Here is a 26,244-nt window from a genome sequence, read left to right on the forward strand (position 1 = left end):
TCAACACCATCCTTAATTGTTGAACAATAAGTGTGGTTCCTAGTGTAACCCGTGCCACTGCCATTTGTGAAGGCGGTTACTTTTTGGGCGGAGTGGTGTCGGTGGAACAGCTCCTTTCCGGACAGACCGAGGGCAAGGCAGAAAACTAAGACTCCACGGCGGCTTGGGGTTTGACCTGGAGGACAGAGGAGATAATCCCTTCTGCCTCTTCGCGGGAGCTGGCCTCGTGCAGCTGGGCGCGGAAATCCTCCTTCATGATGGCGCGGGCGAGGGTGGACAGCAGCTTCAAGTGCTGTTTCCCAGCGTCATCGGGCACGGCGATAAGGAACGCTAAGCTCGTGGGTCCTTCTCCGGTGCCCCAGGTGATGCCACCTTCGGGAAGCCGGGCGAAGGCCAGCGTCGGTGTGGTAACCCCAGCGGAACGTGCGTGCGGGATTGCCACGCCGTGGCCCACGCCGGTGGAGTGTTGGGACTCGCGGACAAGGGCGGCATCGGCAACCGCAGCGGCGTCGCTAATGCGGCCATCGGCTGCGGCGAGGGAAACCAAGGATTTGATGACGGCCTCGGAGTCATGGCCGAGCGGCTCATCGAGGCTGATGGTAGAGGTACCGAGAAGCGGGAGCACTGCGGGTGACTCCGTCGCCTCGTCCGATTCCGGGGAGCGTTGCGTCAGGCGAATGAGCAGGAGCATGAGCGCGGCACACACGGCAACGCCGCAGAGCAGGGACAGGAAGAACCACGCCACGTGATCCACCGCGCCGAGGACGGCGACGATAGGGCCGCCATGCATGACATGATCTTGGACACCGAACGCGCCTGCCATGGCACCGGCGACGGCACCGCCCACCACGTTGGCCGGGATGACTTGCAGGGGGCGTGCCGCGGCTAGGGGAATGGCGCCTTCGGTGATGCCGAAAAATCCCATAAATAGCGCGGCGATACCGGAGTCCTTTTCCGCCTTATTGAACCAACCCCGGCGCAGGAGGGTGGCCACGCCCACTGCGAGCGGCGGAACCGCAATCGCGGCGGCGGCCATACCCATCGGAGCAGCATTTCCCGCCGCGATCATGCCGCCGCCAAACAGGAAGGCAGTCTTATTGAACGGCCCACCCATATCGAAAGCGATCATCGCGCCGATGATAAGACCCAGCACAATCGCCGATGAGCCTTCCAGCCCGCCGAGGTATTCGGTCATGGCCTCGAAGGCGGTGGCAATCGGCGCGCCGATGAAATAGATGAAGGCCAAGCCCACTATCAGCGTGGTGAAAATTGGGATGACGATAATCGGCCAAATCGGCGCGATGAATTTGTGCACCGGAATCTTCTTGATTGCAAGGGCCACGTAGCCGGAGAGAATACCGGTGACGATACCGCCCAAGAATCCGGCGCCAGCCTCGGACCCGTACAGCGAGCCGGTTGTGGCGATGAGCCCGGTGATAAGGCCTGGCGCTAAGCCCGGCCTATCCGCGATGCCAACGGCGATGTAGCCAGACAAGACCGGGACCATCAGCGAAAATGCCAGGCCACCGAGCTCATTGAGCGTATTCCAGAAGCTATCTTCAGGTATCGACAGCCCCTCCGGCGTGGGCGTGCCGCCCAAGGACAGCGCCACGGCGATGAGCAATCCGCCGGTGACCACGAAAGGAATCATGTGGGAAACACCATTCATCAGCGCCTTGTACATGGTCTGCCCAATACCGCGCAGCCCAGCATCTTCCGCGGCGTCCTCCGCCTCGCTTTCCGATGCCCCCTTATCCTCACCCTTCCACCGCGGCGCCTCCAAGGACTTGGTCAGTAGCCGCTCTGGGTGTTTGATGGCCTCGTCCACACCGGTGGCTACCAGGCGCTTGCCGTGGAATCGGTCCTTCGCGATGGTCGTATCGGCACCGATAACAATCGCATCGGCTTCCTCGATGTCCTGTGTACTGAAGCTGCCTTCCACACCGATGGAACCGTGCGTTTCAATCTTGATGCGGTAGCCCAGCTTTTTGGCGGCGGCCTCTAAGTTCTCGGCGGCCATATAGGTATGGGCGATACCCGTTGGGCACGCCGTGATGGCGAGAATGAAAGGCGAAGAATCTGATGTGCTCATACTCTTATTAAAGGCACCCGGTTAAACGAGCACAAGGAAAAGGGGAGGTTCTTTGCGCAGAGTCCGCTGTGCGGGGGCCTGTGTGCGGGAGCCAATGCGCAGTGCCCGATGTACAACCTCCTCTGTGCAGGGTCCTATGCGCATCCTCCTCTGCGTCAATTGAAGGCGCGATGCGATTTTTGAGGGGCGACTTTGCTCAAATTGAGCATGGGACCTATAGCATCGCGGAGATCGCACCAGTGTTGACCGGCGGTACCCTAGAAACAGAACTAGAAGTAAACCGTAACCGCCCGCATCTTGGGAACACGAGTGAATCGTGCCCACTTGAACCGAAGAAAGCCGCATCGTGAGTACAGCATCGCCGGATAATATCCTGCTCTACCTGCCAGAAAAGCAGGAAGAGCAGATTCGGGAGATCTTTGCAGGTCTTGCCGAGCGCGGATTCCCCGTGCAAAACCAGCGCCCGCATATTACGGTGACCTTCGCGCAGGAGATGGAGCCTCACGTTGTTGAGCTTGCCGCAGAGCTTTTACCACCGGTCATCCCGGCGGCGTTTCGGCGCGTGGGAAACGTCATCTTCGGCACGAAGCGGAAACGGACCGTGGCCTGGTTATTAGAGACAAGCGATGAACTCGAAATCGCAGCGCGGAAGATTAGCGCCGCCAATCCCGAGGGCCGCGGTCCGCGCTGGACGCCGCACCTGACGATGGGCCTGCGCTTACCGCGCGAGGATGTGGGCGGTTATTTAACCGCGATGGATGAGCTGACGTCCTCGCACTTCAAGGAACTTACCGCAATAGAAGCTGCATATTGGCGCCCGCGCACGCAAGAAAAGACGGTGCTAGCGGGAGGCTAGCCAGCGCGAAATCGATTTAACGTATTGCGTATATACATCTAATACTCGCGGGATTGAATTGGAGACGATTCCCAAATCCACTTCAACGTATTGGTGAGTAATGACATTGCGCAAAGCCGCACTCTTATAGAAATCTTGCTCCAGGTCGGAGGGCAAAACGCCCGCGCGAATGAGATCTTCGAAACCGCGACGGCTATTAGAGTCCGCAACATTTAAGGTCGTTGCCGCAATGTGTTGGTTAATATCTGTGGCAAGATCGATTACTTGCTGCAGCATGAAAAACACGGCATACATTTGTGAAAGGTCAGAGCGCAGTTCGTCCACGTCTGAATCCTGGTATTTTTCAAGCTCGCCAAGTATGCGCTGGAGGGAGACAAGCCTTTTGCGGATAGTGTCTGATTGAAAATCCCGTGGACTCATGACATTAAGCTCCTGAGCTCGAACTCGCGGCGGTACGCCGTATTGATGTACTCCCGTGCCGCCATCATTTGCAGCGTTCCATACTTGGAATTGGACGGATCGACCAAGAGCTCGCATTTTTGCAGAGCTTCATGCTGCGCCACCGTGTCCGCGGTATCCAGACACATGAGATCGATGCCGTCGCCGTAGCGGGAATAAAACGCCGTGGCAACGTCGAGCAGATTCGGCCGGTCAGCTTTCGTGCGCGAGAAATCGACCGAATAGGCAAGGTCAACATCATTTGCATTGGCGGCATCTACGTGCGCGCTGCCAAAAAGAACCAGCAGGTCAATGCCGGTATCCAAGCAGAATGACTCCAAGGAGCCGTCATCGGCCTCAGCGCGCAACCGCGCGGCAAGCTGTGCTGGAGTACTCATAACCATCACCTTACCAACGCCGTCAGCAGGCAGATGCACGCGGAATCAGAGTGTGCTTAAATCTCGCGGGCGACGCGCAGGACGGTGAGGTCCTGGCCCGGCTTGCCGATGACCTGCACCGCATCACCCACCCCCGTGGTCTCCGTCGTGCGCAGCGGGACAGTGATCGCCGGCCAGCCCAAGACATTGAATGGCTCGGTCCAGCGGCGCAGGCTGGCAGCGGAATCCGCAGTGTTTTCTGCAGTGATGTCGTCCCACCTGATGGGGCCGGCGTCGAGGGTGGGGGTGAGGATGATGGGGGAGGTATCGACAAGCGTTAGTGCTTTCGTGCGCAGTTGTTGTACCTGCTGCGCTGCAGCGTCGTAGTCTGCCTGAGTAATATCCTGCCCGCCGAGGACGCGCTCCAAGATGACGTCCTGATACTTATCCCGCTGATCAAGGTAGGGCTGATGGACGTCGTAAGCCTCCTTGAGGCGCATCGGCGCGTAGAGCTTCGCGGTGGTAGCGATGGTGGATTCGAGCTGGGAGTAATCGAGGCGCTCCACGGCTGCCAACGTGGAATCCTGCAACGCAGACAGTAGGCCAGCAAAGCGCTCACCTTTGGTTTTCAGCGAAGAGACATCGATGGCGGATACATTCTCGGCGGGAACCGGTTCTTCATCCACCGTGGCTAGCAGGGCCTGCTCGATGAGGTCGATGGAGCTGGCGAAGAATCCGATGCAATCGAAGCTTGGTGCGAAGGGGAAAACCCCATCGAGCGGGATGGTGCCGGTGGTGGGCTTAAATCCCAGCACGCCCTGGCTGGCGGCCGGGACGCGCACGGAACCGGCGCTATCGGAACCCACCGTGAGATCGAGCGCCCCAGACGCAACCAGCGCCGCCGACCCAGAACTAGAACCGCCGCTGCAGACCTGCGGATCGCGCGGATTGATGACGCGGCCATATGCGGAGGCATCGCCCAAGATGCCATATGAGAACTCTTGGAGGTTGGCCTTGGCAACGGGAATCGCGCCAGCATCCATCAGCCGCTGTGCCACTGTGGCATTCCGCGTTGGAGCTGGCCCCATATCCACGTTGGTGCCACAAGTAGTAGTCACCCCGGCGATATCCACGATGTCTTTAAAAGCAACAGGCAATCCGCGCAGCGTAGGCGCGGAATCCACCGCGTCTTCATCAAAAGAAATGGTGGAAATCACCGCGTTGAATTCTTGCTGCGCGTGGGTCAGGCGGTCAGAAATTGTGGGCATGGTGAGGCGAATTCCTTTCCACGACGGTTCATACCGTTTGCGGGTTGACTTGCTGTATTCCAGGCTACCGCTGGTGGGCTTGGACGACTTGAAGCCGTACCACAATCAACCGCTGAAACCGTGGCGGTCTTCACCGACCAAAAGTAGGCTCGAGACATGACGCGAAAAATTATTCTGGACTGCGACCCCGGCCACGATGACGCGGTAGCCCTGCTCTTGGCTATGGGCAATCCCAACATCGATCTGCTGGGCATTACCACCGTCGGCGGCAACCAGACCTTGGACAAGGTCGCCCGCAATGCCCTGGTCGTCAAGGAAATCGCCGGTCATCCGGAGATTCCGGTCTACGCCGGCTGCGATCGCCCGCTCGTGCGCCCCGTAGAAGTTGCCGAGGTTATCCACGGCTCCACCGGCATGGATGTCAACGGCGTCGATCTTCCGGACCCAAGCACCGCGCTTGCCGATGCCCACGCCATCGACTTCATCATCGACACCATCATGTCCCACGACCCCGGCACCATTACCTTGGTCCCAACGGGTCCGTTGACCAATATCGCTATGGCCGCGCGCAAAGAACCGCGCATCGTAGAGCGTGTCAAAGAGGTTGTGCTTATGGGCGGCGGCTACCACGAAGGCAATTGGTCCCCCGTTGCCGAATTCAATATCAAGATTGATCCTGAGGCGGCACATATCGTCTTCGAAGAGCCGTGGCCGGTCACCATGGTCGGGCTCGACCTTACCCACCAAGCACTGGCCACAGCCGGGGTCGAAGCCGAAATTAAGGCGTTAAATACGCCCGTCGCGGACTTTGTTGTCGGTCTCTTCGGTTTCTTCCGCGAGGCGTATCAGCAAAACCAAGGCTTCACGGATCCTCCGGTCCACGATCCGTGCACGGTGGCTTACCTCATCGATCCGAGCATCGTGCAAACCCGCAAGGCACCCGTTCACGTTGAGCTCGCCGGCGCACTTACCACCGGTATGACCGTGACTGACCTGCGGGAGCCCGCCGATGACACTTGCCATACTCAGGTCGCTACCAAGCTGGACCATGTGGGCTTCTGGAAATTGGTAACCGAGGCCCTTAAAAATCTCGGCTAGACCACATACTGCGGTCAAAACCGAAAAAACAGCCACATTATCGCCTCTGAATCACTAGTCTCAGGCCATAACGTGGCTGTTTTGTACTCTTGTATTCACTTCGTCTGGCATTGTGCTCTTTCAGAGAGTCTTTAAGCAATTTCGTGAGATTCTTTTTGAAAGGAACCGATATTTGGCGCCACAAGCATAAGTGCTTTCTCACGAAACTCTCGAATTGAGGTTTCTAGACCAATGCCAGCGAAAGTTACAGGGTGCCCATCGAGAAAGAACGATAACGTCTCATCCGCTTGGTTTTGTCCCGTGGAAGCATAAAGCATGATGCCCTGAGCGGTTTCCCATTCCTCGCTGAAGGGTTCTTGGCTGCGTAAGTATGCGTAAAGCTGATAAAGATGAGAGCTTTTAATAGATTCGTTTCCTACGCGATTCTCAGTGAACAAATGCGTGAACTTGGCATCAATAACTGTAATTTCACCTTCTGGTGATCGCAGAATGATATCTGTCTGCATGCTCGGTAAATAGCTGGGAGCTTGTTGAACATTCCAATTTAAGCGTTTACCGCTGCTTACTTTCCAGCCGAAAGGGCTGAGATGGTAATGGAACAGGCCGAATAGAGCTTTTTCGAACAGCTTGCGGAGTTCGTCTTGCGTGAAGTGTTTTCTGCTGAACCGAGGAAGGGCGTCGTTTCCGCGAGTGGGCACGGCTAGTTCCAGAAGCAGTTTAGCCACGGCAACTGGTTTCTTATCTGCAGGAGAAAGCCTGGCACGAGGAAAAGCCGCCGTTTTTGGCTCGGGAACCCCCATTTGAGCAAGTCTTTGACCCAGTATCTTGCACCGGTGCGCAGCGTCACCACTACCTACGTTTGACAGGATATGTCCTGCATACTCGAGGGCGTAACGAAGGAATCGGTTAACTTCGCTATTGATGGTTAGTTCATTGAACTCACAAGCAATGAGACCCTTTTCTAAGAGTTGGTGGCGGGCGGTTTCATACATGTTTATTCGGCCTCGCACCCGGGTTATATTTCGTTCGGTGAGGGTAAAGTCGATGCTCAATTCTCTCCGAAAGCGCCTTTCTACAGCGTCACACAGCATTGTTCCGATGAGCTCTGGAAGCTCAACTCCCGCTTCTTCCACGGAGGAATTGGATATGTGTCCATCAATGAAAGTCTGTGAAGCGTATAGCTGGAGCATCCATACACTACGGATCGGAACGTATATGTCCTCCGGTTTTATGGAACTATCCTGTGAGGACATCGAGGGCCTGCTCGCGCTTCGAAGGATTATCGAACCAGTATTCCCCTATGAGCGGCTTAAGATCCGAGGTCACTACCTGGTTAAACCACTCAATAGTGGCTTCGTAAGAACTGTCTGTTAGCTTTCGGCGCGGAGTAACAAAGCTATGTCCGATGAGGTAATCATCACCAAGATTGAAATCATCGCGGATTAGTTGATTAACCTCCTCGATCCTCCGGGCAATTTCGGTGAGTGCTTGGCCATTGCGATTACGGTTGGAAACACAGAAATTGCGCCAGGTGGATCCCAATTGTGGAACGAGATTTACGAAGGCGAACCTGCGGCGTAAAGCCATATCTACCATGGCAAGTGACCTGTCCGCTTGGTTCATAGTGCCGATGACATAAAAGTTATCGGGTAGGAAGATTGCTTCTCCTTCCTGGCTATAAAGCGTGGTAAGTGCATTTTCGGGGTTTCTCTTATCAGCTTCTAAGAGGGTGAGCATCTCTCCAAAAATTTGCGCTGGATTGCCGCGGTTAATCTCTTCAATTACCACTACGTGTGGATTGGAGTCGTTTTCCTTAGCCTTTTCTACCGCATGGAGGAACGGTCCGTCTCTCAGTTCAAGCTTTCCATTGCTGCTGGGGCGAAAGCCTTGAACGAAGTCCTCATATGAAGTAGAAGGATGGAACTGAACAGAAGTGACTAGTTCTTCTGCATCCGACTTGCACAAGATATATGCCAAGCGACGTGCAAGCCATGTCTTTCCTGTACCCGGTGGTCCTTGGAGAATCAGATTCTTCTTTTCTTTCAGGCGCTCCAGCATAAGCTCGAGATCGTCTTTCGGAATAAAACAGCCTTCTTCTATTAGTTTAGGGATGGTAAAGGGGTCTTCTTCCGACGAAGACTCTGCAGTTTGGGTAGTAGCATCTGTTGGTTCTTGGTTGAAAACCCATGCTTCATAAGACAACCGGGGAAAGTTGGCTGGTTCGATCTCGGCGGTAGTAAGCCATTCTCGAATGTCATCGAGCGTGAGCAAATAATCTTTACCCGTTGAAACATTCTTCTGAATATTGATTCCTAATGCGGAGTCTTGGGCAAGATACTTGGTGATAACTGAATCAAAAGTCAGGAAGTAGAGTGGACGCGCCCAAAACAATGCCATGGTGTATGCCGTGATCGATCGATCTTTAGTCATCACGTCGAAATCGCGCATGAACTTGGCTCTATTTTCTGGCGTATCTGACTGGCTTAACCCGATTGCCGATTCGAAAAGACTCCAGCTGTTATCCCAAAACTTTTGGTTCTTAACATCTGAGGGTTTGGTGGTAAAACACGAGCGCAGGTTATTTAGTTGGGGTAGTCCAGAAAAATCTGTTGGTGCTGGGGCTTCAATTCCGAAAACCGCTTTGAAGGCTTGGCAAATAGCCCGTTTGTTAGACACCGAAATCTGACGGTTTGCCACTCCGAGGATAGTAAACGGATCCATGTCAGTAGCTGGCACTTCTTCATCGTCGATGGACCATTTCCATAGATGCTTGAACCGAAGCGGGCGTCCTGAAATTTCAGCGGTTTCTTTTAGCTTTTCCAGTAGCTCAGCGCGGTTGTCTTTGAAGGCGAGTAGCTTAGTGGCGAATTCTTCGAAAAAATCCGGCCAATCAAATGACGGGGATAATGGAGTCTCAGAGAAAAATTCAGGATCTCCCATGCCCTGGATGACTGATTCCACACGGTCATAGGCATGATTTCGAGAAATCTGACAAATAGTAAGCAGTGAACCCAGAGAACGTTGAAGGTCAAGTCCTAGGTCATCACGGTTGAAGAAATCGCTGGACCAGTTGATTGGTCGAACATGCCGTAAATCCTTCGGATCATTTGGGTGGTATTCGTAGTTGCCGGAGACATAGCCGAAATAAACTCGTCCTTGGTGCAATTTGCTAGGCATCAGAACTAAGTCGCCTATCTGCATCTCGTTTTTAAATCGATTGAGCTGAGACGCGTAGCTGGTAGCCGTTTGTGCCTTGAGATCTGGGTGCTCTCGAACCATTGAGGCTTTGATGGCATCCAGACTATCCTGCTGGTTTACCTCTGGGCCGTAGTCCATGCCGGGAAGACCTTGGTTGGACGCTAATGCTTGCTTTTCGCGTTCGCCATTGCTTCCGGCGCGCAGTACCCAGAAAAATCCGCACTGGATTCTTCAGGAACTTGTTCTTGCGGGCCTGTATCGGCTGCTTGTGGCTTATTTGTTTTGGAAGTAAGTTTTCCGAGTTCTCGAATTTGGTCTTTGCTTAAGGGATACGGGTTGGAGGCAAGCCAAGTGGCCCCCTCAGCGGTCAAGGAAAAGGAACCCGGTTTAGAGGAAGTGACAAAGCCAATCTCTCTTGCGTGGAATACCGCCCACCGCGTCCGGTCTTCCACAGCGGTTCTATTTTTGAGCTGCCGGTGAGCTTGCTCTGGAAAGTCCACTTCAGCAATTTTTTGAACGCGTTCAAAAATCTCGGGATAAGAGACCAGTGTCGCGTCCCGCATCGTTTCTAAGACGATGGGAAGAACGGTTCTCCAAGAAAAGGTTTGCTGTGGGTCACTCATCAAAGCATCCTTAGAAGTTAAAGCAGGGACGTTTTCATGATAGTAGGAGAACGATTCACTCGGTACGGATGTAGCTCAATTGGAAACCGCGGGGATAAAATCGAGAGAAAGAACCCCAACCCAAGGAGCCACCATGGACCAGAACAAATTCCGTCACGTCGTCGTCATGGGAGTCTCTGGCTCTGGCAAGACAACGGTGGGGGAGGCCCTGTCGCCGCTGGTCGGGCTAGAGTACCGCGACGGCGATGATATGCACACGCAGGCAAATATCGACAAGATGGCCGCGGGAACGCCGCTGAATGATGAGGACCGGGAGCCGTGGCTAAAACAGATCGGTCAGTGGCTGGCGGATAGGCCGGAAGGTGCGATGGTGGGGTGCAGCGCGCTAAAACGCAAGTACAGGGATCTGATTAGGCAGTACTGCCCAGGCGTGGCGTTTGTGCACGTGCACGGGGACTTTGATGTGTTGTATGAGCGGATGCAACACCGACCGGGACATTTCATGCCGGCGTCGCTGTTGCAATCGCAGTTCGATACTTTGGAGCCGCTGGAAGAGGACGAAACTGGCCGCGTTTTCGATGTGACGCGGCCAGCGGAAGATATTGCAGAAGACGCTGCTGCTTGGATAGAGTTCGGCGCCTAAAAGACTGCAGCCGCGCCGTAGAGGACGAGCACGAGTGCGAAGCCGATGACGGAGATGAGCATCTGGTTGACGGTCCACGTCTTCAGAGTGGTCATTGTATCCATGCCCATCAGGCGGCCGACGAGCCAGAAGCCCGAATCGTTGACGTGGGAGCCGAAGACCGAACCAGCGGCGGTGGCCACGACGATGAGCGCGAGTTGGAGTTCGTTGAACCCGCCAGCTTCCACAGCGGGGACCATCAGGGCAGCGGCGGTAGTGAGTGCGACGGTGGCTGAACCCTGTGCCAGGCGGAGGGCTACGGCGATGAGATAGCAGGCCAGGATGACAGGGATGCCGAGGCCGGAGAGGGAATCGGCAAGCGCATCGCCAATGCCGGAGGTGCGAAGCACGCCGCCGAACATGCCGCCCGCACCGGTGATGAGCACGACGGAACAGATAGGGCCGAGCGAGGAGTCAACGAGTTTTTCCAGAGCCGTCTTTTCCTCGCCGCGGCGCAGGCCGAGGACTACCAGCGCGATAAGCACCGTAATCAGCAGTACGATTGGAGTTTGGCCGAGCATGACGAAGAACCTGACCCACGTGGCATCGGCATCGATTGTGCCGTAGGAAGCTAGAGCGTTGAGCCCGGTATTGAAGAAGATGAGCACCATCGGGATGAGCAAGATGGAAATCACCGTGGCGGCGGAGGCTGGTTTTAAGGGTTGTTCTTCCTTTTCAAGGACAGGCCCGGTGATGGCATCGGTGACCTTGAACGGGAACTTCTTTCCGGCAAAAAGTCCGAAGCGGTAGCCGGAGATATACCAGGTTGGAAGGGCCAGCAGCAGGCCGACGAGCAGCACCAATCCGAGGTCGGCGCCGTAGAATTCGCTGGCGGCGACAGGACCGGGGTGCGGTGGCAGGTAGACGTGCATGACAGAAAAGGCGCCAGCGGCCGGCAGGCCAAAGGCAAGGACTGGGCCATCCAGGCGGCGGGCGACGGCAAAGATAACCGGCAGCATCACGATAAGACCAGCGTCGAAGAATATAGGGAAGCCCATAATCAGCGAGGCGATGCCGAGTGCAAGGGGCGCTTTGTTTTCGCCGAAGCGGCGAACCATGGCATCGGCAAGCGACTGAGCACCGCCGGAAGCCTCCACGAGCCGGCCGATCATGGCGCCGAGTCCCACCAGAAGCGCCACCGAGCCAAGTGTGGAGCTGAAGCTTTCCGTCATCGTAGGGACAATGCCCTCGAGCGGTATGCCGGCCGCGAGTGCTGTTAGGGCGGAGACCACCAGCAACGTTAAAAATGCATGCAGCTTGAAATAGATGACAAGCACGAGGATTAGTGCAATCGCGGCGATGGCGATGCCGAGGAGTGGGCCAGTAGAAAGTGTTGGCTCCCAAGTATCCATGAGCTAAAGGATCCTTTGCATCCGTTTGAAATTTAATAGGGCGTATTGGCCTTTTCAATCCGTCACGGTAGCAGCATTGAATTCGCCCTGGAACGCGTTCTGCGTGTACTCGTGGAAAATGAGGCTGACGCGACACCCGATGGAGGTGAACCGCCGCGGGTTTCCTGGGATGAGTAGACAAGGCTACATTGGAATTATCTCTCTCACCTTTGGAAAGGACTCTTTATGAAGCGCAAGCTTGGCTTTTCGGCATTGATATTGGCAGGTGCGGTGGCACTCGGGGCGTGTTCTTCTGGCGGCGATGATGCTGCAGAACCAGCTACCAGCGCACAATCGGAAGCGACGTACTCTACCTCAGAGGCTGCGCCAGCCTTAGGCAAGGGCGATAGCTTCGATGTACCGTGCAGTGGCGATGATGACACCACGTGCATGACCGTGAAAATCAATGACATTGTCGATGATGCGCACTGCGCAAGTACCGAGTCGAAGAAAGGGAAGTTTGTCGCGGTAGAGATTTCCGCGTCCATGCCTGAGGGCGCGGATGACGGATTCACCTCGCCTTTTAGGTCTATGCCGTGGCGAGCAAGCACCGCTGACAACAAAATTAATAATGCACGGGCAGAAGTTAGCTGCGATGATGGCAGCTACCTCAACCTCATGGATGAATTCCCAGGCTACAGCGCCGACGGTACGGCTTTCCTCGATGTTTCTAAAGACACCAATATGCTGCACTTTAAGGCCACGAATGAGGTGAGCTACAAGATTAAGGTGGAAAGCGGCGGTGAAGCGGAGCCTTCTTTGCAGGAGCCCACCAATGAAGCAAGCTCCAAGAATGACCCTGCCCAAGAGCGCGCAGGCGAAGCTGCGCAGCCTGCCCCGCAGCCGAAATCGGGAACAGATAGTGGGGGACAACAGCAGGTAAACCCGAACAACCAAGGCGGCGATGCGCCCCAGAATGCTGGCGATGCGCCTGTCGTAGGAATTACCCAAGCCCCTGGCGTGGAGAATCCGCACCCGCTCGATAAAACGGTTGCTTCCTGTGGCGACCCATCCAATCAGCAACCAGGGACCACCTATTTCACGGATGGGACGACTGGGTGGACGCAACAGTGCGCAAGCCAGATGGCGCAGTAAAAACAACTCCAGCGCCCGGGCCGCAGTGAAGGGCCGCAGGGCGCTGGAGCTGGTTCTCTCTATCTCTCTTGCGTTCTCTCAAACGCTAAGGAAAGTATGGGCCTAAATCCTGTTATAGGCATTGAAAAAAGCTGAAATTTTCCTGAAAGTTAGTGCAGGCTAAGAATATCACGGGGTAGGCACGCGGTGCGCTAGTCTGGGAGGTAGAAGAAATAGCCAAAATGTGGGTGGAAGCTGGGGCAATGGCCGCCGAGAAGTGGCCTGGATCGCAGCTTTCCCGCGAGGTAGAGGTGGAAGACTTGTCGTCGCAGTATGATCCGAATTTTCACCGGCAGATGGGCGTGGAAGCTGACGTCGTCTTGCGCGTCGGAATGATGCTGATGGGGGCGGGCACATCGGGCTATCGCGTGCTGCGCGGCATGAAGCGCAGCGCCCGGGCGTTGGGGTTTGATCATTTGGACGCAAACGTGGGCCTGACGCAGATTACCTGCACCTTCCACCGGGGAGATTCCTTTCGCACCGTGATTGCGCGCACGCACTCGCCGGCCGTCGATGCCTCCCGCATTGAGGCATTGGAGGACCTTACCCATAACCACCTATATTCCGGCATTACCGCGGAAGAGCTTTCGGGAATGCTCGATTCCATAGAAAGCGATGTGAAAAAGCGCTGGAGCGTGTGGGTCCTATCCACAGCGGCCGCGGTCGCGTGCGCGGCGTTTGCTTTCTTAAATTTCTTCCCAGTGCAAGCGGTAGGGCTCGTGGCGCTGGCGGCATTCGTGGGGCAGTTTGTGCGCTATGAAGTGCTTCACCAGCACGTGCACCAAATTGGCGGGATCATTGCCGGTGGCGCGGCAGCCAGCATCACCTTCTTTATCCTCATCGAGCTCCTCGGATTTGCTGGGGTAGTAGAGCCGAGCTCGCTGTCCTCGGGCTATGTTGCGGCGGTGCTCTTTTTGATTCCGGGGTTCCCGCTGTTCTCGGCCCTGATTGATATCGCGCGCTTTGACTTTGATGCGGGTATCGCCCGGCTGGGGTATGCGTTTACGGTCATCTTTACCGCTACGTTTACCGTCTCCATGGTCAGTTGGCTAACGGATCTTAGTCCGGATCCGCCGGTCCCCGCCCCGGATACGCGGTGGTACCTGCTGGCGTTTGTTGCCAGTTTCTTTGGTATCGCGGGCTTTGCCTTCCTCTTTAATTCCTCGCGCCGCATGGTGCTGGTGGCTGCAAGCGTGGGAACCGTGGCCAACGCGGTGCGCTTAGGGCTGCTTGAGCTGGGCACGACCATTTACTTTGCGGCGTTTATCGGAGGGCTCATTATCGGGCTCTTGGGCGCGGTGGCCTCGCAAAAGGCGCGGTTGCCGCGCATTACCACCACCGTGCCGGCCGCCGTCATCATGATCCCTGGAGTGACGATGTTCCGCGCGGTTTATTACCTCAACGATGGCCAGATGGATCAGGCGGTGGCAAATGTGGCCACGGGCTTGATGGTGGTAGGTGCCATCGGCGCAGGGATGGTATTTGCCCGGCTGCTGACGGACCGCGATTGGGCGCTGGGGCGCCTTATTGATTTCGATAAGGAGATCCCACGGAAGAAGCCCACCTAGTTCAGGTGGTCTAGCAGTGGGGCGGTCAGGGGCAGCAGGCAGTAGCAGAAGACAACAGCGGAACCCCACAGCACAGAAACTTGTAAAACGCCAGCGGCACCCGGTTCCTTTCGGTTCCGAGTGCCGCTGGCGTCTCTCTCTACAAGGGTGTTTCCATGTATCGGTGTGCACCGCCCTCTGGAAACTGAGGGGTTCTCTCTATCTCTCTCGTATGCGCTCTCTCAAACGCATGATTTAAGTATGGGGCACGCGGCTGGAACGGCAATGGAATCTGCCTGAAAGGTTGCTGCAAAGTGCTGTGAGTTGGGTGGGGAAGGGAGGCATCGGCAAGCAAAGCGTGTCAGCGAGGCTATAAAGGCATATATAAGTGACCTAAACCATAGTAAATTCTGTAGGCTCGTCGCTACGGGTGCAGACTATGCTGCGCCATTTTTGCGAATGAAGCTCAACAGAAACGAGGTGAGGAGCATGGCTCCTCTGATAGCCCCACCGCCAGCGAGCGATGAATCTGCCCCAACGGATGTGGACGTTCCTGGCACTTCACACGAACAGCGCGTTTCCGCCATCAAGGCCGCATTCATCGGCACGTTTATTGAGTGGTTTGATTATGCGGCCTATATCTATATGTCCGCGATTATCTCGCGCGTCTTTTTCCCAGAAATGGAAGGCCGCCGCGCGCTGATTTTGACCTTCGCGCTCTTCGCGCTGTCATTCTTGGTGCGCCCCATCGGGGGAATCGTCTGGGGACATATTGGTGATAAGCACGGCCGCATCCACACGCTGACCTATTCCATCGTGTTGATGTCACTGGCGACCGCCTGCATCGGCCTATTGCCTGGGTATGCCACCATCGGCTTTGCCGCGACGCTCTTGCTTCTTATATGCCGCATGGTGCAAGGCTTTTCCGCCGCCGGTGAATATGCCGGCGCCGCCACACACCTGGCTGAGATTGCCCCACCTGGGAAACGCGGGATTTATGCTGCGGTGGTGCCCTCGGCCACCGCATCCGGGCTGCTCTTGGGCTCGCTCATCGCGGCCTTTCTTACCGGTGTGCTCGATGATGATGCCCTGCATTCCTGGGGCTGGCGCGTGCCCTTCCTAGTGGCGCTGCCGCTCGGCCTGTACGGCTTATGGATCCGCCGCCATACGGAGGAATCCAACCGCTTTGAAAAGCACGCGGACACCGAGCTTTCGCCCCTGCGCCAGGTGCTGAAATACCCCAAGGCCCTGGCCATTGCCTTTGCCGGCGCGGTGCTCAACGCGATTGGCTTCTACGTCATCTTGACCTACCTGCCCACCTATCTTTCGGAGGAGCTGGGCATGGCAGAAACTCCGGCGTTTATCGCGTCTTCGGTGGCCTCCGCGTTCTACGTGGGCTTTGCGCTATTGACAGGCCTGCTGTCCGATCGCCTTGGCCGGCGCACCACCATGCTGTGCGCCGCGCTCTTTATGGGACTTGCCATTATTCCGGCATTCATGCTTCTCGATGGCGCAGGCATCCTGCTCGTCATCATCATTCAGGTGTGCCTGGGTGGGGTGCTGGCGCTTAACGATGGCGTCTTGCCCTCCTTCCTTTCCGAGCAGTTCCCCACGCATGTGCGCCTGTCTGGTTTCGCGCTGACGTTTAATACTGCCAATGCCATCTTCGGCGGTACCGCCCCGATGATCGCGACGTGGCTGATTGATACCACCGGAAATAAACTAGCCCCGGCCTTTTACCTGGTGGCTGCGGCGATCGTGACGGGTACTGCCGTGCTCTTCGCGCCGCGCAAGAACAAGCTGGTGGCATAACCCGCGCGGGTTATGCCTGTAGAACTAGTAAAACGCCAGCGGCACCCGGTTCCTTTCGGTTCCGAGTGCCGCTGGCGTCTCTCTCTACAAGGGTGTTTCCATGTATCGGTGTGCACCGCCCTCTGGAAACTGAGGGGTTCTCTCTATCTCTCTCGTATGCGCTCTCTCAAACGCATGATTTAAGTATGGGGCACGCGGCTGGAACAGCAATGGAATCTATCTGATAGGTCGCTGAAAAATACTGAAAGTTTCCTGTAAATCCATTTGTGCTGGTAAGCGGCCCTCAAAGATTATCCTTCTAGCAGGCCTTCATCGATGAGGAAATCCTGTGCCACGGCGGTGTAGTCCTCACCGTCGACGTCCACGCGGGCATTGAGCTCCTGCATCTTCTCATCCGTCAGGAGTTTCGCGAGGGGAGCGAAGAGATCCTTGATCTCTGGGTATTCTTCCGAGACCTCGGTGCGCACAACCGGGGCGAGGTTGTACTTGGGGAAGAAGAGCTCAGGGTCCTCCAGCACGGTGAGGTTTAAGGACTTAATGCGGCCATCGGTGGCAAAGATGGAACCGAGGGTGCACTCGCCCTTATTCAAGGCGGCATAGACGGCGCCGGAATCCATAATCCTGATGCGGTCGCGCGGTGGTTGTTCAATGCCATAGCTATCCAACATGGTAAGCAGGCCGTCATTGCGGGCTAAGAACTCGCTATCGGTGCAAAAGGTCTGCTCGTTGGCGGGAACTCCCTTGATATCGGCCAGCGATTCGAGGCCGTACTGTGCGTGGGACTGCTCGCTAATGGCCAGCGCGTACGTATTATTCATCGGCGCTGGGGGTAGCCAGGTAAGTCCATGGTCCTTATCGGCCTCCTTCACTGCCTCGTATTGCTCCTGCGAGCCGGGGACCGGATCGGCGTTGCCCAGGTAGGTAATCCAGGCGGTACCGGTGTATTCAAACATGGAGTCCATATCGCCGACCTCCAGCGCTTGGCGCGCCGAGGTAGAGCCGGGGATATTGGTTAGGTCCTTTACGTTGGCACCTGCGGATTCCAAGAGGATGGCACCAATCTTGCCCAGGATGACCTGCTCGGTGAAGTTCTTGGAACCGATGGAAATATTGGCGCCGTCGAGGTCAATATCGGCCAGGTCACCCTTTAATTCCCCACTCGGGATGAGACCACCGGCGGTGCCGAGGCCGCACCCGGCGAGGAAGAAGGTGCTTGCGGCAGCGAGGGTTGCGAGGAGGCGTTTCATTGGATCATTCCCTTCGGGGCGAAGACAACCTCAAGAACGCGGCCCACCCATTCGACCGCTAAGGCTAAGGCGGCGATGAGGACCGCGCCAGAGATGAGAATAGGGTTGCGGTAGAGGGTGATTCCGGTGGTAATCAGCCCGCCGAGGCCGCCGGCATCAATAAAGGTGGCAAACGCACCCGCGCCGACCAAGAGCACCAGGGAGGTGCGGATGCCGGTCATGATGACCGGCAGGGCCATGGGCAGCTCGACCTTGGTGAGCACCTGGATTGGTGACATGCTGAGGCCGTAGGCGGCCTCGACAAGCTGCTTATCCACGCCCCGCAAGCCCGCAATCACGTTGGCGAGTACCGGCAAGAAGGCATAGAACCAGAGGCCGAGGATGGCCACAGGCTCGCCAAAGCCGAGCCAGATGGCCAATAGGACGATGACACCGACGACGGGCGCGGCCTGTCCAATATTCGCGATGCTGGTGATGATCGGCGCCATGAACTTGGTGGACTTGCGCGTTAGCACGATGCCCAGCGGCACGGCCGTGGCGATGACCAACAGTGCGGAAATGACCACGAGGACTAAGTGCTCGCGGGTCATGGTGAGCACAGAACTAATCTGCAGGGTGCGCTCTTCAATATCATCCAGCTCGGCCGTGGCGTGCCAGATGAGCCAGCCGCCCACCGTGAGCACCACCAGGATGGGGATGCCGATGATTAGGAGGCGGTCCTCGCCGGTCAGGCGCTTAAATTTCTCCACCGGAATCCACCTCCTTGTCATCTAAAGCCTCTTGGGCGGCGGCATTCATCTGCTGGATATAATCCGTGACCGTTTCGTAGTACAAAACGCCCACGAATTCACCGCGGCGGGTAACAAGCGCCCCGCTGTGGGAGGAAGCAAGCATGGCAGACATGGCATCGCTAAGCGTAGAGCGCGCATCCACAACGGAGTTGAGCTCGAACTGCGGCTCCGGGATGGTCTCGTAGCGCTCGAGCTGGCGGGCGAAGATCCAGTCGCGGGGATGGCCCTTGTCATCGATGATGACCACCATTTCTTCGCCGGCTTCGCGCAGGCGCGCTAGGGCCTCGCTTGTGGGTTCGCCGATGCGCGCGGTGGCCTGGTCCGCAAGCTCCAGCTCATCCGCGCGGCGCAGGTTGAGCTGTTTTAGGGCAGAGCCGGAACCAATGAAGTCGGCCACGAAGTCATTCGCGGGCGCGGCAAGGATATTTTCGGGCGTATCGTACTGGCTGATTTTGCCGCCGGGCTCAAAGATGAGGATGCGGTGGCCCAGCTTGATGGCCTCATCGATATCGTGCGTGACGCAGATGATGGTCTTTTTCAACTCGGATTGGATATTGACCAATTCATCCTGCAGGCGCGTGCGGGTGATGGGGTCGACCGCGCCGAAAGGCTCGTCCATCAAGACCACCGGCGGATCCGCCGCTAGGCCGCGGGCGACGCCGACGCGCTGTTGCTGGCCACCGGATAGCTCGCTGGGGAAGCGATCGCGGTAGGTTGCAGGATCGAGCCCGACCATATCCAAAAGTTCATCGGTGCGCTGAGCAATCTTATCGGCCTTCCACTTCTTCAGCTTGGGCACAAGCGCAATATTATCCGCGACGGACATGTGCGGGATGAGGCCGCCGCCTTGGATGACGTAGCCAATATCGCGGCGCAGCTGCGTGGGATTTTTCTTGGTGGCATCCTCTCCATCGATATAAATGGTGCCGCTTGTCGGCTCCACCAAGCGGTTAATCATCTTCAGCGAGGTGGTCTTACCGCAACCAGACGGCCCGACGAAAGCGACCAGCTCGCCTGCCGGAATTTCGAAGGAAAGGTCCTCCACGGCGGGGGAGTCTTGGCCCGAATAGGCCTTGGTGACGTGATCGAAGACGATGCTGGCACCGCTATTGCTCGCGTCCGCGGCGTGCGTGGATGAAGCGTGCGTTGAATCAGACATTCTTAGATACCTTTCGGGGTGGTCAATTTTTGGATTCCGGCGAGAATCGCATCCACGATGAGCGCAATAATGACGACGCCGATGGTGCCCACCAGCGTGAAATTAAGTGCGTTGGTGCCGCCGATTTGGCTGAGTCCTGAGTAGATATATCCACCCAGTCCTGGGCCGAGCGCATAGGCGGCGATGGCGGCAACGCCCATAGACATCTGGGTGGAGACGCGAATGCCGGTCATAATCACCGGCCAGGCCAGCGGCAGCCGGATGCGGAAGAGGATAGCCGTCGAGCTCATGCCCTGCCCGCGGGCGGATTCGATGACATCGTCGCTGACATTGTGCAAGCCGACGATGGCATTGCGCAGGATGGGAAGGACGGCATAAAAGACCACGAGGGCAACCGACGGTATGGTGCCGATGCCAAACAGCGGGATGGCAAGACCAAGCAGCGCCAGCGATGGCAAGGTCAGGCCAATGGAGGTTAAGGCATTAGCGATAGCCGCACCGTGCGGGCGCTGGGCCACAAAGATGGCAATAACCAACGCGATGACCAGGGCCACGGCGACTGATTGGATGACAAGGCTTGCGTGTTGGTAACTGCGGAAAAGGATATCCTGCCAGCGCGCAGCGATAAATTCGTTCATTTCATCACCTAAAAGAAAGAGAATAGGGCGCAGGGAAAATTATTAGGGGCACAGACTCTCTGGTCCTTCCTCTGCGCTGATGATGTGCTTCTAGCGTACAAGCCTTTTTACGCGCGAAACAATAGCGTGACAGGCTGGGCACAAAACCGGGGGCAGTGAGCACGAGGTAATACCGGTCTTAGTGGCGGCCTAGAAAAACAGCACTTGGCCGATAAGTGCCAGGGCAGCGGTAATAGCTACCACCGTGACGATGCGGTTCAGGCGCTTGGTATCGATGAAGTGGTTGAGGTAGTTGGCAATGAATAAGCCGACGACTACTAACGGGCTATAGGCCGCGGCGGCGTAGACCTGTGGCTGGGTCACCTGGCCGTTAAAGCCCAGGATGATAAGGGACATGACGGTACCGATCACAAAGGTGCCGGCGAGGCTGCCGCGCGTGCGCTGTGGGTCGAAGCGCTTCATAATCAGCGCCATCGGTGGGCCACCGATGGAGGTAGAGGTTCCCAGGAATCCGGAGGTAAGGCCGGCAAGAACGGTATTGCGCCTGGTGGGCTTGGGGCTCCAGCCGAGGCTGGAGAGGGACATCGCCAAGAGCACGGCGCAGCCGATGAAGATGGAAAGGCCATCGTGTGAGAGGGATGCGATTGCCCACGCGCCGGCGAACGAGCCCGGAATGCGGGCGATGACGGATATGCCGACCAAGCGCCATGAGGTTTCGCGGTAGGTTCGCGCCAGCGTGTAGATGGAAATGCACAGCGCGAGGAGCAAGATGAGCGTGGGGACTAAATCCGGGCGCAAGAGCGCGATGATGGGAGTGGCGATGGTGCCGAGCCCAAAGCCGATCGAGCCCTGAGTGATAGTGCCGACCAAAATGAGCACACCAATAAAGATGTAGACCCACGCGTCTGAAGAGATTCCCAAGAACATGATGGAAGGCAAGTATAGGGCACTTGGCCTAGAGCCGGGCGGTTACTTTCTCATTCGCTGCAATTTCATCCAGGCGGGACGCGGGGCAGAGTCCAGCGACGATGACGGCGGAGCCGCCGGCCGCTAAGGGCTCGAGGACGGCGCGGGTGAAGGAAGATTTATCGCTCCACCCGGTAGATAGCAGCCGCTCGGCGCAGCCGGGCGGGGTCACCAATTCCGGCAGGGGCTGGGTTTCACCAAAGTACTGATCTCCATAAAAACGGACGGTGGGGCCGAAGTCGATGGCACCGGTGGGCAGATCCCCGCCGGATTCAACGATGCCGCGGCCAAAGGGGTCGTCGCTGATGAGCACGATATCGGCCTGCGGCTGGCGCTCTTGGGCGGCGAGGTAGCGGGAGGGGGAGGTAAAGACGACATCGGCAAGCGCGGCCGATTCACCGAAATCAAAGCTGGGCCCGGCGGCGAGGGCGCCTAAAGCAATGACGGCGGCCTGCCACGAGGTGGGCACGTCGATGGCGATGGTGGAATCCGGCTCCAAGTCGAGCTCTTCTTCCAACATATTGGCGATCTTGGCCACCCAGTTATCGAGCGTCTGGGCGGAAAAATCCATGCGCGCGCCGGTGGATTCGTTATAAACAGTCAGCCGCGGGGTGGCGGCATCGGCGTTTAAAAGATGGGCGAGTAGTTCCATACCCGCCCATCGTAGGCTAGCCTGCTTAGTTCACGCAGCGCGGACCGTCGCCGCCAGCATCGATTTCAGGGGCAACCTTGTTGGCACCGAAGTCATTGCCCGGGGTTCCTACCAGGTCGGTATCTTCTTCGGCGGCGGATTCCTCGGCGCTGGCTTCCTCATCGGAGGGGCCCTGGTAATCATCGGTGGCCACAACGAGCAAGGTATTGGCATCGAGCTGCGGATTTTCTACCACTGGCAGGCCACCGAGCTTTTCCGCCAGCTTCTTGGCATCTTCGCTCTCGGGGTCTGCGGCCACGACCTGGGACTCAGAGTAGATGCCGGGCTGGGCATTGGCGGAGCGCTCAACGGTATAGCCGGTGTTTTCCAGCCAGGTGCCGATGCCTGCGGCCAAGCCATCGATATTGCCGGCATTGAGGACGTGGACCTCGTTATCGGAGTTGATATCGGCATCGTGCTCCGCTGCGTTTTCGGCGTTTTCCTCCTTGTGGGCCGCGTCTTCTTCAGCTTCCTCGTGCGACATGGCCAGATCCTCCATGAAGCGGTGGACCTCATTGGTATCGATGGTGACGATGGATTCGCCGTAATCGCCGCGGCCATCGATGGAGGTCACCGGAATGGTGGTAAAGGTGACATTGCCGCCGGCCAGGCCTGCTAGCTGGGTGACAAAGCCCATGATGTCCCAGCCGTCATCGATGACCACGGAGCGCTCCACGGCCTTGGCAATCTTGGAGAGCTTGGACGGGCTGGTCAGCGTGTCATTATCGAGCACCTTATTCACCAGCGAGGCCATATACGCCTGTTGGCGTACGATGCGGTCAAGGTCACCGCGCGGCAGGTTATAGCGCTGGCGCACGAAGGTCAGCGCCTGCGCACCATCGAGGGTCTGGGTGCCCTTGTGGAAATTGGCGCCGGACATCTCGTCCTCAACGTCCTCGTTGAGGCAGACTTCGACGCCACCGACGGCATCAGTAAGCAGCGTAAAGCCGAGCAGGCCCACCTCAGCGTAGTGGTCAATGGATACGCCGGTCAGGGAGTGCACCATCTTCAGCAGGCCTTCGCGGCCGGCTTCTACGCCGCGCTTTTCGATGTCCTTATCCGTATACGGTGCCTTTTCGCCCTGCGCCTCCGCCTGGGCGTTTTCCTGCTGGAGCTCTTGGACCTTGTCGTTTTTGTGCGAGGCGTAGACGGCATTGATCTTCATATTGCCGTAGTCCGGATCGTTGACATAGGTATCGCGCGGAATGGATACCGCGGTAGCGCGCGAGCCGTCTTCCGGAATGCGCACGAGCATGATGGTGTCGGTGTTTTCCTCGCCCTCGGCAACGCCGGCGTGGAGATCCGCCAGCTCCTTTTCAGAGAGCGGATTGCCCTGGGCATCGGTGCGCGAGTCCTTGCCTACGAGCAAGATATCGGCGGCGCCGTCCAAGGAAGGATCGGATAGACCATCCTCGCCCAAAGATAAGTCTGAGGCGGAGGACATGCCCGTATCCAGGCGCCCCACCGTGGCGTAGCCCACGCCGGAGACAGCCAGGATGAGGGCAGAAATAACAGCCACGATGGTTTTGGTGGCCGTGGAACCCTTTTGCTTAACCGTGCTAGCGGCAGAGGGCGCGGGTTGGATATTGCGCGCCCGGCGAGTGTTCTCAGAAGTCACAAGTGAAGGCTTTCTACTTTCCGGGGATCTGGAGACAGTTTAGGGGAGATCTCGCCAAATTTAGGGATCCGTGACCAGTTTCGCGCAATTGAACAGTGTCTGTCTCCGGACACAGCCCCTGGCGTGACTAAGCTTGGGGCCCATTGTGACTACTGAAACTACAGCTCCGCTCGCCATTATCACCGTGACCTATAACCCCGGTGAGTACTTGGCGCGCTTTATAGGCTCCCTGCCGGACGCCAGCGACCAAGGCGCCCAGGTGGTGCTGGCGGATAATGGCTCGACCGATGGCATCCCCGAAGCCGCCGCGGCGGAAAGGGAAGGGGTGGACTTCCTCGATACCGGCGGCAATATTGGCTACGGTGCCGGCATGAACGCCGGCGCGCGGTGGGTGCGGGAGAACCGGCGCGTAGACGATGAGTTCTTCCTTATTTCTAACCCGGATGTCACCTTCAGCGAAGGTGCGATTGACCAGATGATCGCGTGCGCGCGCCGCTGGCCGGATGCTGCAGCGGTAGGCCCGCGCATCGTGGAACCAGACGGCAGCAACTATCCGTCAGCCCGGTCGGTGCCGAATATATCCACCGGCATCGGCCACGCGCTGTTTTCTAACCTATGGCCCTCTAATCCGTGGACGCGCACGTACCGCAACGATGCCGATATGTCCGTCCAACGCCCCGCCGGGTGGTTATCCGGATCCTGCCTCTTGGTGCGCTGGGACGCCTTCGATGCCATCGGCGGTTTTGATGAGCGCTACTTCATGTACTTAGAAGACGTGGACTTGGGCGATCGCTTCGCGCGCGCCGGGTATCAAAACATTTTCTGCCCGGAAGCCGTCATTAGCCACGCCAAGGGGCATTCCACCCAGGCGCACGCCGGGGCGATGCTGCGCGCGCACCACAGCTCCGCGTACCGCTTCCAGGCGGACCGCCACCCGGCGTGGTGGCAGGCCCCGCTGCGCGCCGCGCTGTGGCTGGGCTTGCGGGTGCGGGGAGCGGTAACGGCCGCTCGTGCCAGTACCGCCAAAGATTCGGAAGCCTGAAGCGCGTGCCGTTGACCTGGTTTCTGGTCGCGGCCGCATACACTGACCTTCGAAAAACCTCAGAATAAGATTGTCTGCATACAAAGGATGACTATGACTGAAGCAGCCACCACTTATGGTGCCACCACCGATGCGGTGATTTTGGTGGGCGGGCGCGGTACCCGCCTGCGCCCACTGACCATTGGTACGCCCAAGCCCATGCTGCCGACGGCAAACTACCCGTTCCTGCAGCACCTGCTCGCCCGCATCAAGGCCGCGGGCATTGAGCACGTGGTGATGTCCACCTCGTACAAGGCAGAGGTTTTCGAGGAATACTTTGGCGATGGCTCCGAGCTCGGCCTGGACATTGAATACGTGGTGGAAGAAACCGCGCTGGGCACCGGCGGCGGCATCCGCAACGTCTATGACAAGCTGCGTAATGACACCGTCATGGTATTCAACGGCGATGTTCTTTCCGGCATGGACCTAGAAGGCATCTTGACCACGCACCACAACAAGGGTGCCGATGTCACCATGCACCTGCTCAACGTGGCGGATCCGCGCGCCTTTGGCTGCGTGCCCACGGATTCTGAGGGCCGGGTCACGGCCTTTTTGGAAAAGACCGAGGATCCACCAACCAACCAGATCAACGCCGGCTGCTATGTCTTTGACCGCTCCGTTATCGAATCCATCCCGGCAGACCGCGTGGTCTCGGTCGAGCGCGAGACCTTCCCGGGCTTGCTTGCCGATGGCCGCTTGGTCGTCGGCCACGTCGATAACTCCTACTGGCGCGATATGGGCCGCCCGGATGACTTCACCCGCGGCTCCTCCGACTTGGTGCGCGGCATCGCCCCATCGCCGCTCTTGGAAGGCCGCACCGGCGAGTCCCTCGTGGAATCCTCTGCGGGCATTGCCGGCGGCGTGCTGCTGCTATCTGGCACCGCGGTGGGCCGCGGATCCGAGGTGGGTGCTGGTTCCCGCCTGGAGGGAACGGTGGTCTTTGATGGCGTGCGCATCGAACCGGGCGCCATCATCCACAACTCCATCATCGCCTCCGGCGCGCATATTGGCGCCAATGCGGTCATCGAAAACTGCGTCATTGGCGAAGGCGCCCACGTTGGCGCCCGCTGCGAGCTCGTGGACGGCATGCGGGTATTTCCTGGTGTGACCATCCCCGATGCCGGCATTCGCTTTAGCTCTGACGCCTAAAGCACCCACCACCTACCCTCCGCATCGCTTTCAGCTCGGCCACGAGCGCGGTGTGGAGGGCTTTGTGATCCCTGCCCGGCTGAGATTTTGGGAGACACGCCGACACTTCCTGAAAATTGTTGACAGAAAAACCGGGCACCACTATATATAGTACCCCCTACCTATACCCCCGGATAGCACCGGGTGTTACTAATGTGACGAATGGGGATCGTGTGCAGCGTTTTTGCGATAAAGCGCGAAAAAGGCACTAATTCAGGTTGACGATATTTAGTGATCCGGTGTGAAATTACATCAGTGCAAGAAACGGCGACCGACACACCCGTTTTTACGGATTGGCTCGAGGATTGACGGCGATTCAGCCGCACTTCAGCCTCGTGTACAGTCGGTT

Annotated in this window: 23 protein-coding genes; 8 read left to right on the plus strand and 15 right to left on the minus strand. The window is 57.5% G+C overall.

Features of this window, described 5'->3' with window-relative positions; translation table 11 throughout:
- Positions 1-145: 145 nt before the first annotated feature.
- The gene (locus HMPREF1267_RS03485) at positions 146-2,092 is read right to left on the minus strand and encodes a fructose-specific PTS transporter subunit EIIC (protein WP_023028408.1); all 1,947 of its coding nucleotides are present in this window, start codon (positions 2,090-2,092) and stop codon (positions 146-148) included.
- Between the two features lie 346 nt (positions 2,093-2,438).
- Between HMPREF1267_RS03485 and HMPREF1267_RS03490 the strand changes: the two genes are divergently transcribed.
- Positions 2,439-2,948, plus strand: coding sequence for a 2'-5' RNA ligase family protein (locus HMPREF1267_RS03490; protein ID WP_023028409.1), 510 nt, complete (start codon positions 2,439-2,441; stop codon positions 2,946-2,948).
- On the opposite strand, the gene HMPREF1267_RS03495 is transcribed toward HMPREF1267_RS03490, so the two are convergent.
- The 3 genes from HMPREF1267_RS03495 to HMPREF1267_RS03505 are packed head-to-tail and all read right to left on the minus strand — an operon-like array spanning position 2,934 to position 5,031.
- On the minus strand, positions 2,934-3,368 hold the full coding sequence (locus HMPREF1267_RS03495; RefSeq protein ID WP_023028410.1) for a DUF86 domain-containing protein: 435 nt from the start codon (positions 3,366-3,368) through the stop codon (positions 2,934-2,936). The genes HMPREF1267_RS03490 and HMPREF1267_RS03495 overlap by 15 nt on opposite strands.
- Entirely contained in the window at positions 3,365-3,784 is a 420-nt protein-coding gene (locus tag HMPREF1267_RS03500) for a nucleotidyltransferase domain-containing protein (protein WP_023028411.1), read from the minus strand. Before HMPREF1267_RS03500 ends, HMPREF1267_RS03495 begins: the two co-directional genes overlap by 4 nt.
- A gap of 56 nt (positions 3,785-3,840) precedes the next feature.
- Positions 3,841-5,031 (minus strand): amidase, encoded by a 1,191-nt coding sequence (locus HMPREF1267_RS03505; RefSeq protein ID WP_023028412.1) that lies wholly within the window; start codon positions 5,029-5,031, stop codon positions 3,841-3,843.
- Between the two features lie 156 nt (positions 5,032-5,187).
- Here HMPREF1267_RS03505 and HMPREF1267_RS03510 point away from each other — a divergent pair, with 156 nt between their 5' ends.
- Positions 5,188-6,129 (plus strand): nucleoside hydrolase, encoded by a 942-nt coding sequence (locus tag HMPREF1267_RS03510; RefSeq protein WP_023028413.1) that lies wholly within the window; start codon positions 5,188-5,190, stop codon positions 6,127-6,129.
- A 131-nt stretch (positions 6,130-6,260) separates the two neighbouring features.
- Here the strand turns inward: HMPREF1267_RS03510 and HMPREF1267_RS03515 are convergent, their stop codons facing one another.
- The 3 genes from HMPREF1267_RS03515 to HMPREF1267_RS13335 are packed head-to-tail and all read right to left on the minus strand — an operon-like array spanning position 6,261 to position 9,950.
- On the minus strand, positions 6,261-7,382 hold the full coding sequence (locus tag HMPREF1267_RS03515) for a hypothetical protein (RefSeq protein WP_023028414.1): 1,122 nt from the start codon (positions 7,380-7,382) through the stop codon (positions 6,261-6,263).
- Positions 7,366-9,465 (minus strand): AAA family ATPase, encoded by a 2,100-nt coding sequence (locus HMPREF1267_RS12330; RefSeq protein WP_023028415.1) that lies wholly within the window; start codon positions 9,463-9,465, stop codon positions 7,366-7,368. The genes HMPREF1267_RS03515 and HMPREF1267_RS12330 overlap by 17 nt, the downstream gene beginning before the upstream one ends.
- A 23-nt stretch (positions 9,466-9,488) precedes the next feature.
- Complete coding sequence (locus HMPREF1267_RS13335; protein WP_023028416.1) at positions 9,489-9,950, minus strand: winged helix-turn-helix domain-containing protein; 462 nt, start codon at positions 9,948-9,950, stop codon at positions 9,489-9,491.
- Positions 9,951-10,083: 133 nt separating this feature from the next.
- On the opposite strand from HMPREF1267_RS13335, the gene HMPREF1267_RS03530 reads away from it, so the two are divergent.
- Entirely contained in the window at positions 10,084-10,593 is a 510-nt protein-coding gene (locus tag HMPREF1267_RS03530; protein WP_023016894.1) for a gluconokinase, read from the plus strand.
- On the opposite strand, the gene HMPREF1267_RS03535 is transcribed toward HMPREF1267_RS03530, so the two are convergent.
- On the minus strand, positions 10,590-11,984 hold the full coding sequence (locus tag HMPREF1267_RS03535) for a GntP family permease (protein ID WP_023028417.1): 1,395 nt from the start codon (positions 11,982-11,984) through the stop codon (positions 10,590-10,592). The two genes, HMPREF1267_RS03530 and HMPREF1267_RS03535, sit on opposite strands and share 4 nt — an antisense overlap.
- Positions 11,985-12,209: 225 nt before the next feature.
- Between HMPREF1267_RS03535 and HMPREF1267_RS03540 the strand changes: the two genes are divergently transcribed.
- From HMPREF1267_RS03540 to HMPREF1267_RS03550, 3 genes are all read left to right on the plus strand, one after another.
- Positions 12,210-13,118 carry a hypothetical protein gene (locus HMPREF1267_RS03540; RefSeq protein WP_023028418.1) on the plus strand — a complete coding sequence of 303 codons (909 nt, stop codon included), beginning with the start codon at positions 12,210-12,212 and terminating at the stop codon, positions 13,116-13,118.
- A gap of 335 nt (positions 13,119-13,453) precedes the next feature.
- Complete coding sequence (locus HMPREF1267_RS03545; protein ID WP_198011992.1) at positions 13,454-14,725, plus strand: threonine/serine exporter ThrE family protein; 1,272 nt, start codon at positions 13,454-13,456, stop codon at positions 14,723-14,725.
- Positions 14,726-15,193: 468 nt separating this feature from the next.
- Positions 15,194-16,516 carry an MFS transporter gene (locus HMPREF1267_RS03550; RefSeq protein ID WP_023028420.1) on the plus strand — a complete coding sequence of 441 codons (1,323 nt, stop codon included), beginning with the start codon at positions 15,194-15,196 and terminating at the stop codon, positions 16,514-16,516.
- Between the two features lie 290 nt (positions 16,517-16,806).
- Here the strand turns inward: HMPREF1267_RS03550 and HMPREF1267_RS03555 are convergent, their stop codons facing one another.
- From HMPREF1267_RS03555 to HMPREF1267_RS03585, 7 genes are all read right to left on the minus strand, one after another.
- On the minus strand, positions 16,807-17,763 hold the full coding sequence (locus tag HMPREF1267_RS03555) for a glycine betaine ABC transporter substrate-binding protein (protein WP_023028421.1): 957 nt from the start codon (positions 17,761-17,763) through the stop codon (positions 16,807-16,809).
- The gene (locus tag HMPREF1267_RS03560; RefSeq protein WP_023028422.1) at positions 17,760-18,512 is read right to left on the minus strand and encodes an ABC transporter permease; all 753 of its coding nucleotides are present in this window, start codon (positions 18,510-18,512) and stop codon (positions 17,760-17,762) included. The genes HMPREF1267_RS03555 and HMPREF1267_RS03560 overlap by 4 nt, the downstream gene beginning before the upstream one ends.
- The gene (locus tag HMPREF1267_RS03565) at positions 18,499-19,713 is read right to left on the minus strand and encodes an ABC transporter ATP-binding protein (RefSeq protein ID WP_023028423.1); all 1,215 of its coding nucleotides are present in this window, start codon (positions 19,711-19,713) and stop codon (positions 18,499-18,501) included. The genes HMPREF1267_RS03560 and HMPREF1267_RS03565 overlap by 14 nt, the downstream gene beginning before the upstream one ends.
- A gap of 2 nt (positions 19,714-19,715) precedes the next feature.
- The gene (locus HMPREF1267_RS03570) at positions 19,716-20,351 is read right to left on the minus strand and encodes an ABC transporter permease (RefSeq protein ID WP_023028424.1); all 636 of its coding nucleotides are present in this window, start codon (positions 20,349-20,351) and stop codon (positions 19,716-19,718) included.
- Positions 20,352-20,540: 189 nt separating this feature from the next.
- The gene (locus HMPREF1267_RS03575; RefSeq protein WP_023028425.1) at positions 20,541-21,278 is read right to left on the minus strand and encodes a sulfite exporter TauE/SafE family protein; all 738 of its coding nucleotides are present in this window, start codon (positions 21,276-21,278) and stop codon (positions 20,541-20,543) included.
- Positions 21,279-21,306: 28 nt separating this feature from the next.
- Positions 21,307-21,969 carry a TIGR03089 family protein gene (locus tag HMPREF1267_RS03580; protein WP_023028426.1) on the minus strand — a complete coding sequence of 221 codons (663 nt, stop codon included), beginning with the start codon at positions 21,967-21,969 and terminating at the stop codon, positions 21,307-21,309.
- Positions 21,970-21,994: 25 nt separating this feature from the next.
- Positions 21,995-23,626: an LCP family protein gene (locus tag HMPREF1267_RS03585; protein ID WP_023028427.1), complete on the minus strand. Its 1,632-nt coding sequence runs from the start codon at positions 23,624-23,626 to the stop codon at positions 21,995-21,997.
- Positions 23,627-23,759: 133 nt separating this feature from the next.
- On the opposite strand from HMPREF1267_RS03585, the gene HMPREF1267_RS03590 reads away from it, so the two are divergent.
- Positions 23,760-24,668 carry a glycosyltransferase family 2 protein gene (locus tag HMPREF1267_RS03590; RefSeq protein WP_034666836.1) on the plus strand — a complete coding sequence of 303 codons (909 nt, stop codon included), beginning with the start codon at positions 23,760-23,762 and terminating at the stop codon, positions 24,666-24,668.
- Positions 24,669-24,761: 93 nt separating this feature from the next.
- Entirely contained in the window at positions 24,762-25,856 is a 1,095-nt protein-coding gene (locus tag HMPREF1267_RS03595; protein WP_023016905.1) for a sugar phosphate nucleotidyltransferase, read from the plus strand.
- Positions 25,857-26,244 lie beyond the last annotated feature (388 nt).

Origin of the sequence: Corynebacterium sp. KPL1824 (assembly GCF_000478095.1) — a bacterium.
In the GTDB taxonomy this organism is placed as follows: domain Bacteria; phylum Actinomycetota; class Actinomycetes; order Mycobacteriales; family Mycobacteriaceae; genus Corynebacterium; species Corynebacterium accolens.

Excerpts from the sequence above, each read along its gene's own strand:
- HMPREF1267_RS03580 (WP_023028426.1), bottom strand. The coding sequence starts at position 21,969 with ATGGAACTACTCGCCCATCTTTTAAACGCCGATGCCGCCACCCCGCGG.
- HMPREF1267_RS13335 (WP_023028416.1), bottom strand. The coding sequence starts at position 9,950 with ATGAGTGACCCACAGCAAACCTTTTCTTGGAGAACCGTTCTTCCCATC.
- HMPREF1267_RS03555 (WP_023028421.1), bottom strand. The coding sequence starts at position 17,763 with ATGAAACGCCTCCTCGCAACCCTCGCTGCCGCAAGCACCTTCTTCCTC.
- HMPREF1267_RS03530 (WP_023016894.1), top strand. The coding sequence starts at position 10,084 with ATGGACCAGAACAAATTCCGTCACGTCGTCGTCATGGGAGTCTCTGGC.
- HMPREF1267_RS12330 (WP_023028415.1), bottom strand. The coding sequence starts at position 9,465 with ATGGACTACGGCCCAGAGGTAAACCAGCAGGATAGTCTGGATGCCATC.
- HMPREF1267_RS03515 (WP_023028414.1), bottom strand. The coding sequence starts at position 7,382 with ATGTCCTCACAGGATAGTTCCATAAAACCGGAGGACATATACGTTCCG.
- HMPREF1267_RS03500 (WP_023028411.1), bottom strand. The coding sequence starts at position 3,784 with ATGAGTACTCCAGCACAGCTTGCCGCGCGGTTGCGCGCTGAGGCCGAT.
- HMPREF1267_RS03570 (WP_023028424.1), bottom strand. The coding sequence starts at position 20,351 with ATGAACGAATTTATCGCTGCGCGCTGGCAGGATATCCTTTTCCGCAGT.
- HMPREF1267_RS03495 (WP_023028410.1), bottom strand. The coding sequence starts at position 3,368 with ATGAGTCCACGGGATTTTCAATCAGACACTATCCGCAAAAGGCTTGTC.
- HMPREF1267_RS03485 (WP_023028408.1), bottom strand. The coding sequence starts at position 2,092 with ATGAGCACATCAGATTCTTCGCCTTTCATTCTCGCCATCACGGCGTGC.
- HMPREF1267_RS03565 (WP_023028423.1), bottom strand. The coding sequence starts at position 19,713 with ATGTCTGATTCAACGCACGCTTCATCCACGCACGCCGCGGACGCGAGC.
- HMPREF1267_RS03510 (WP_023028413.1), top strand. The coding sequence starts at position 5,188 with ATGACGCGAAAAATTATTCTGGACTGCGACCCCGGCCACGATGACGCG.
- HMPREF1267_RS03550 (WP_023028420.1), top strand. The coding sequence starts at position 15,194 with ATGGCTCCTCTGATAGCCCCACCGCCAGCGAGCGATGAATCTGCCCCA.
- HMPREF1267_RS03540 (WP_023028418.1), top strand. The coding sequence starts at position 12,210 with ATGAAGCGCAAGCTTGGCTTTTCGGCATTGATATTGGCAGGTGCGGTG.
- HMPREF1267_RS03545 (WP_198011992.1), top strand. The coding sequence starts at position 13,454 with ATGGGCGTGGAAGCTGACGTCGTCTTGCGCGTCGGAATGATGCTGATG.
- HMPREF1267_RS03595 (WP_023016905.1), top strand. The coding sequence starts at position 24,762 with ATGACTGAAGCAGCCACCACTTATGGTGCCACCACCGATGCGGTGATT.
- HMPREF1267_RS03535 (WP_023028417.1), bottom strand. The coding sequence starts at position 11,984 with ATGGATACTTGGGAGCCAACACTTTCTACTGGCCCACTCCTCGGCATC.
- HMPREF1267_RS03505 (WP_023028412.1), bottom strand. The coding sequence starts at position 5,031 with ATGCCCACAATTTCTGACCGCCTGACCCACGCGCAGCAAGAATTCAAC.
- HMPREF1267_RS03575 (WP_023028425.1), bottom strand. The coding sequence starts at position 21,278 with ATGTTCTTGGGAATCTCTTCAGACGCGTGGGTCTACATCTTTATTGGT.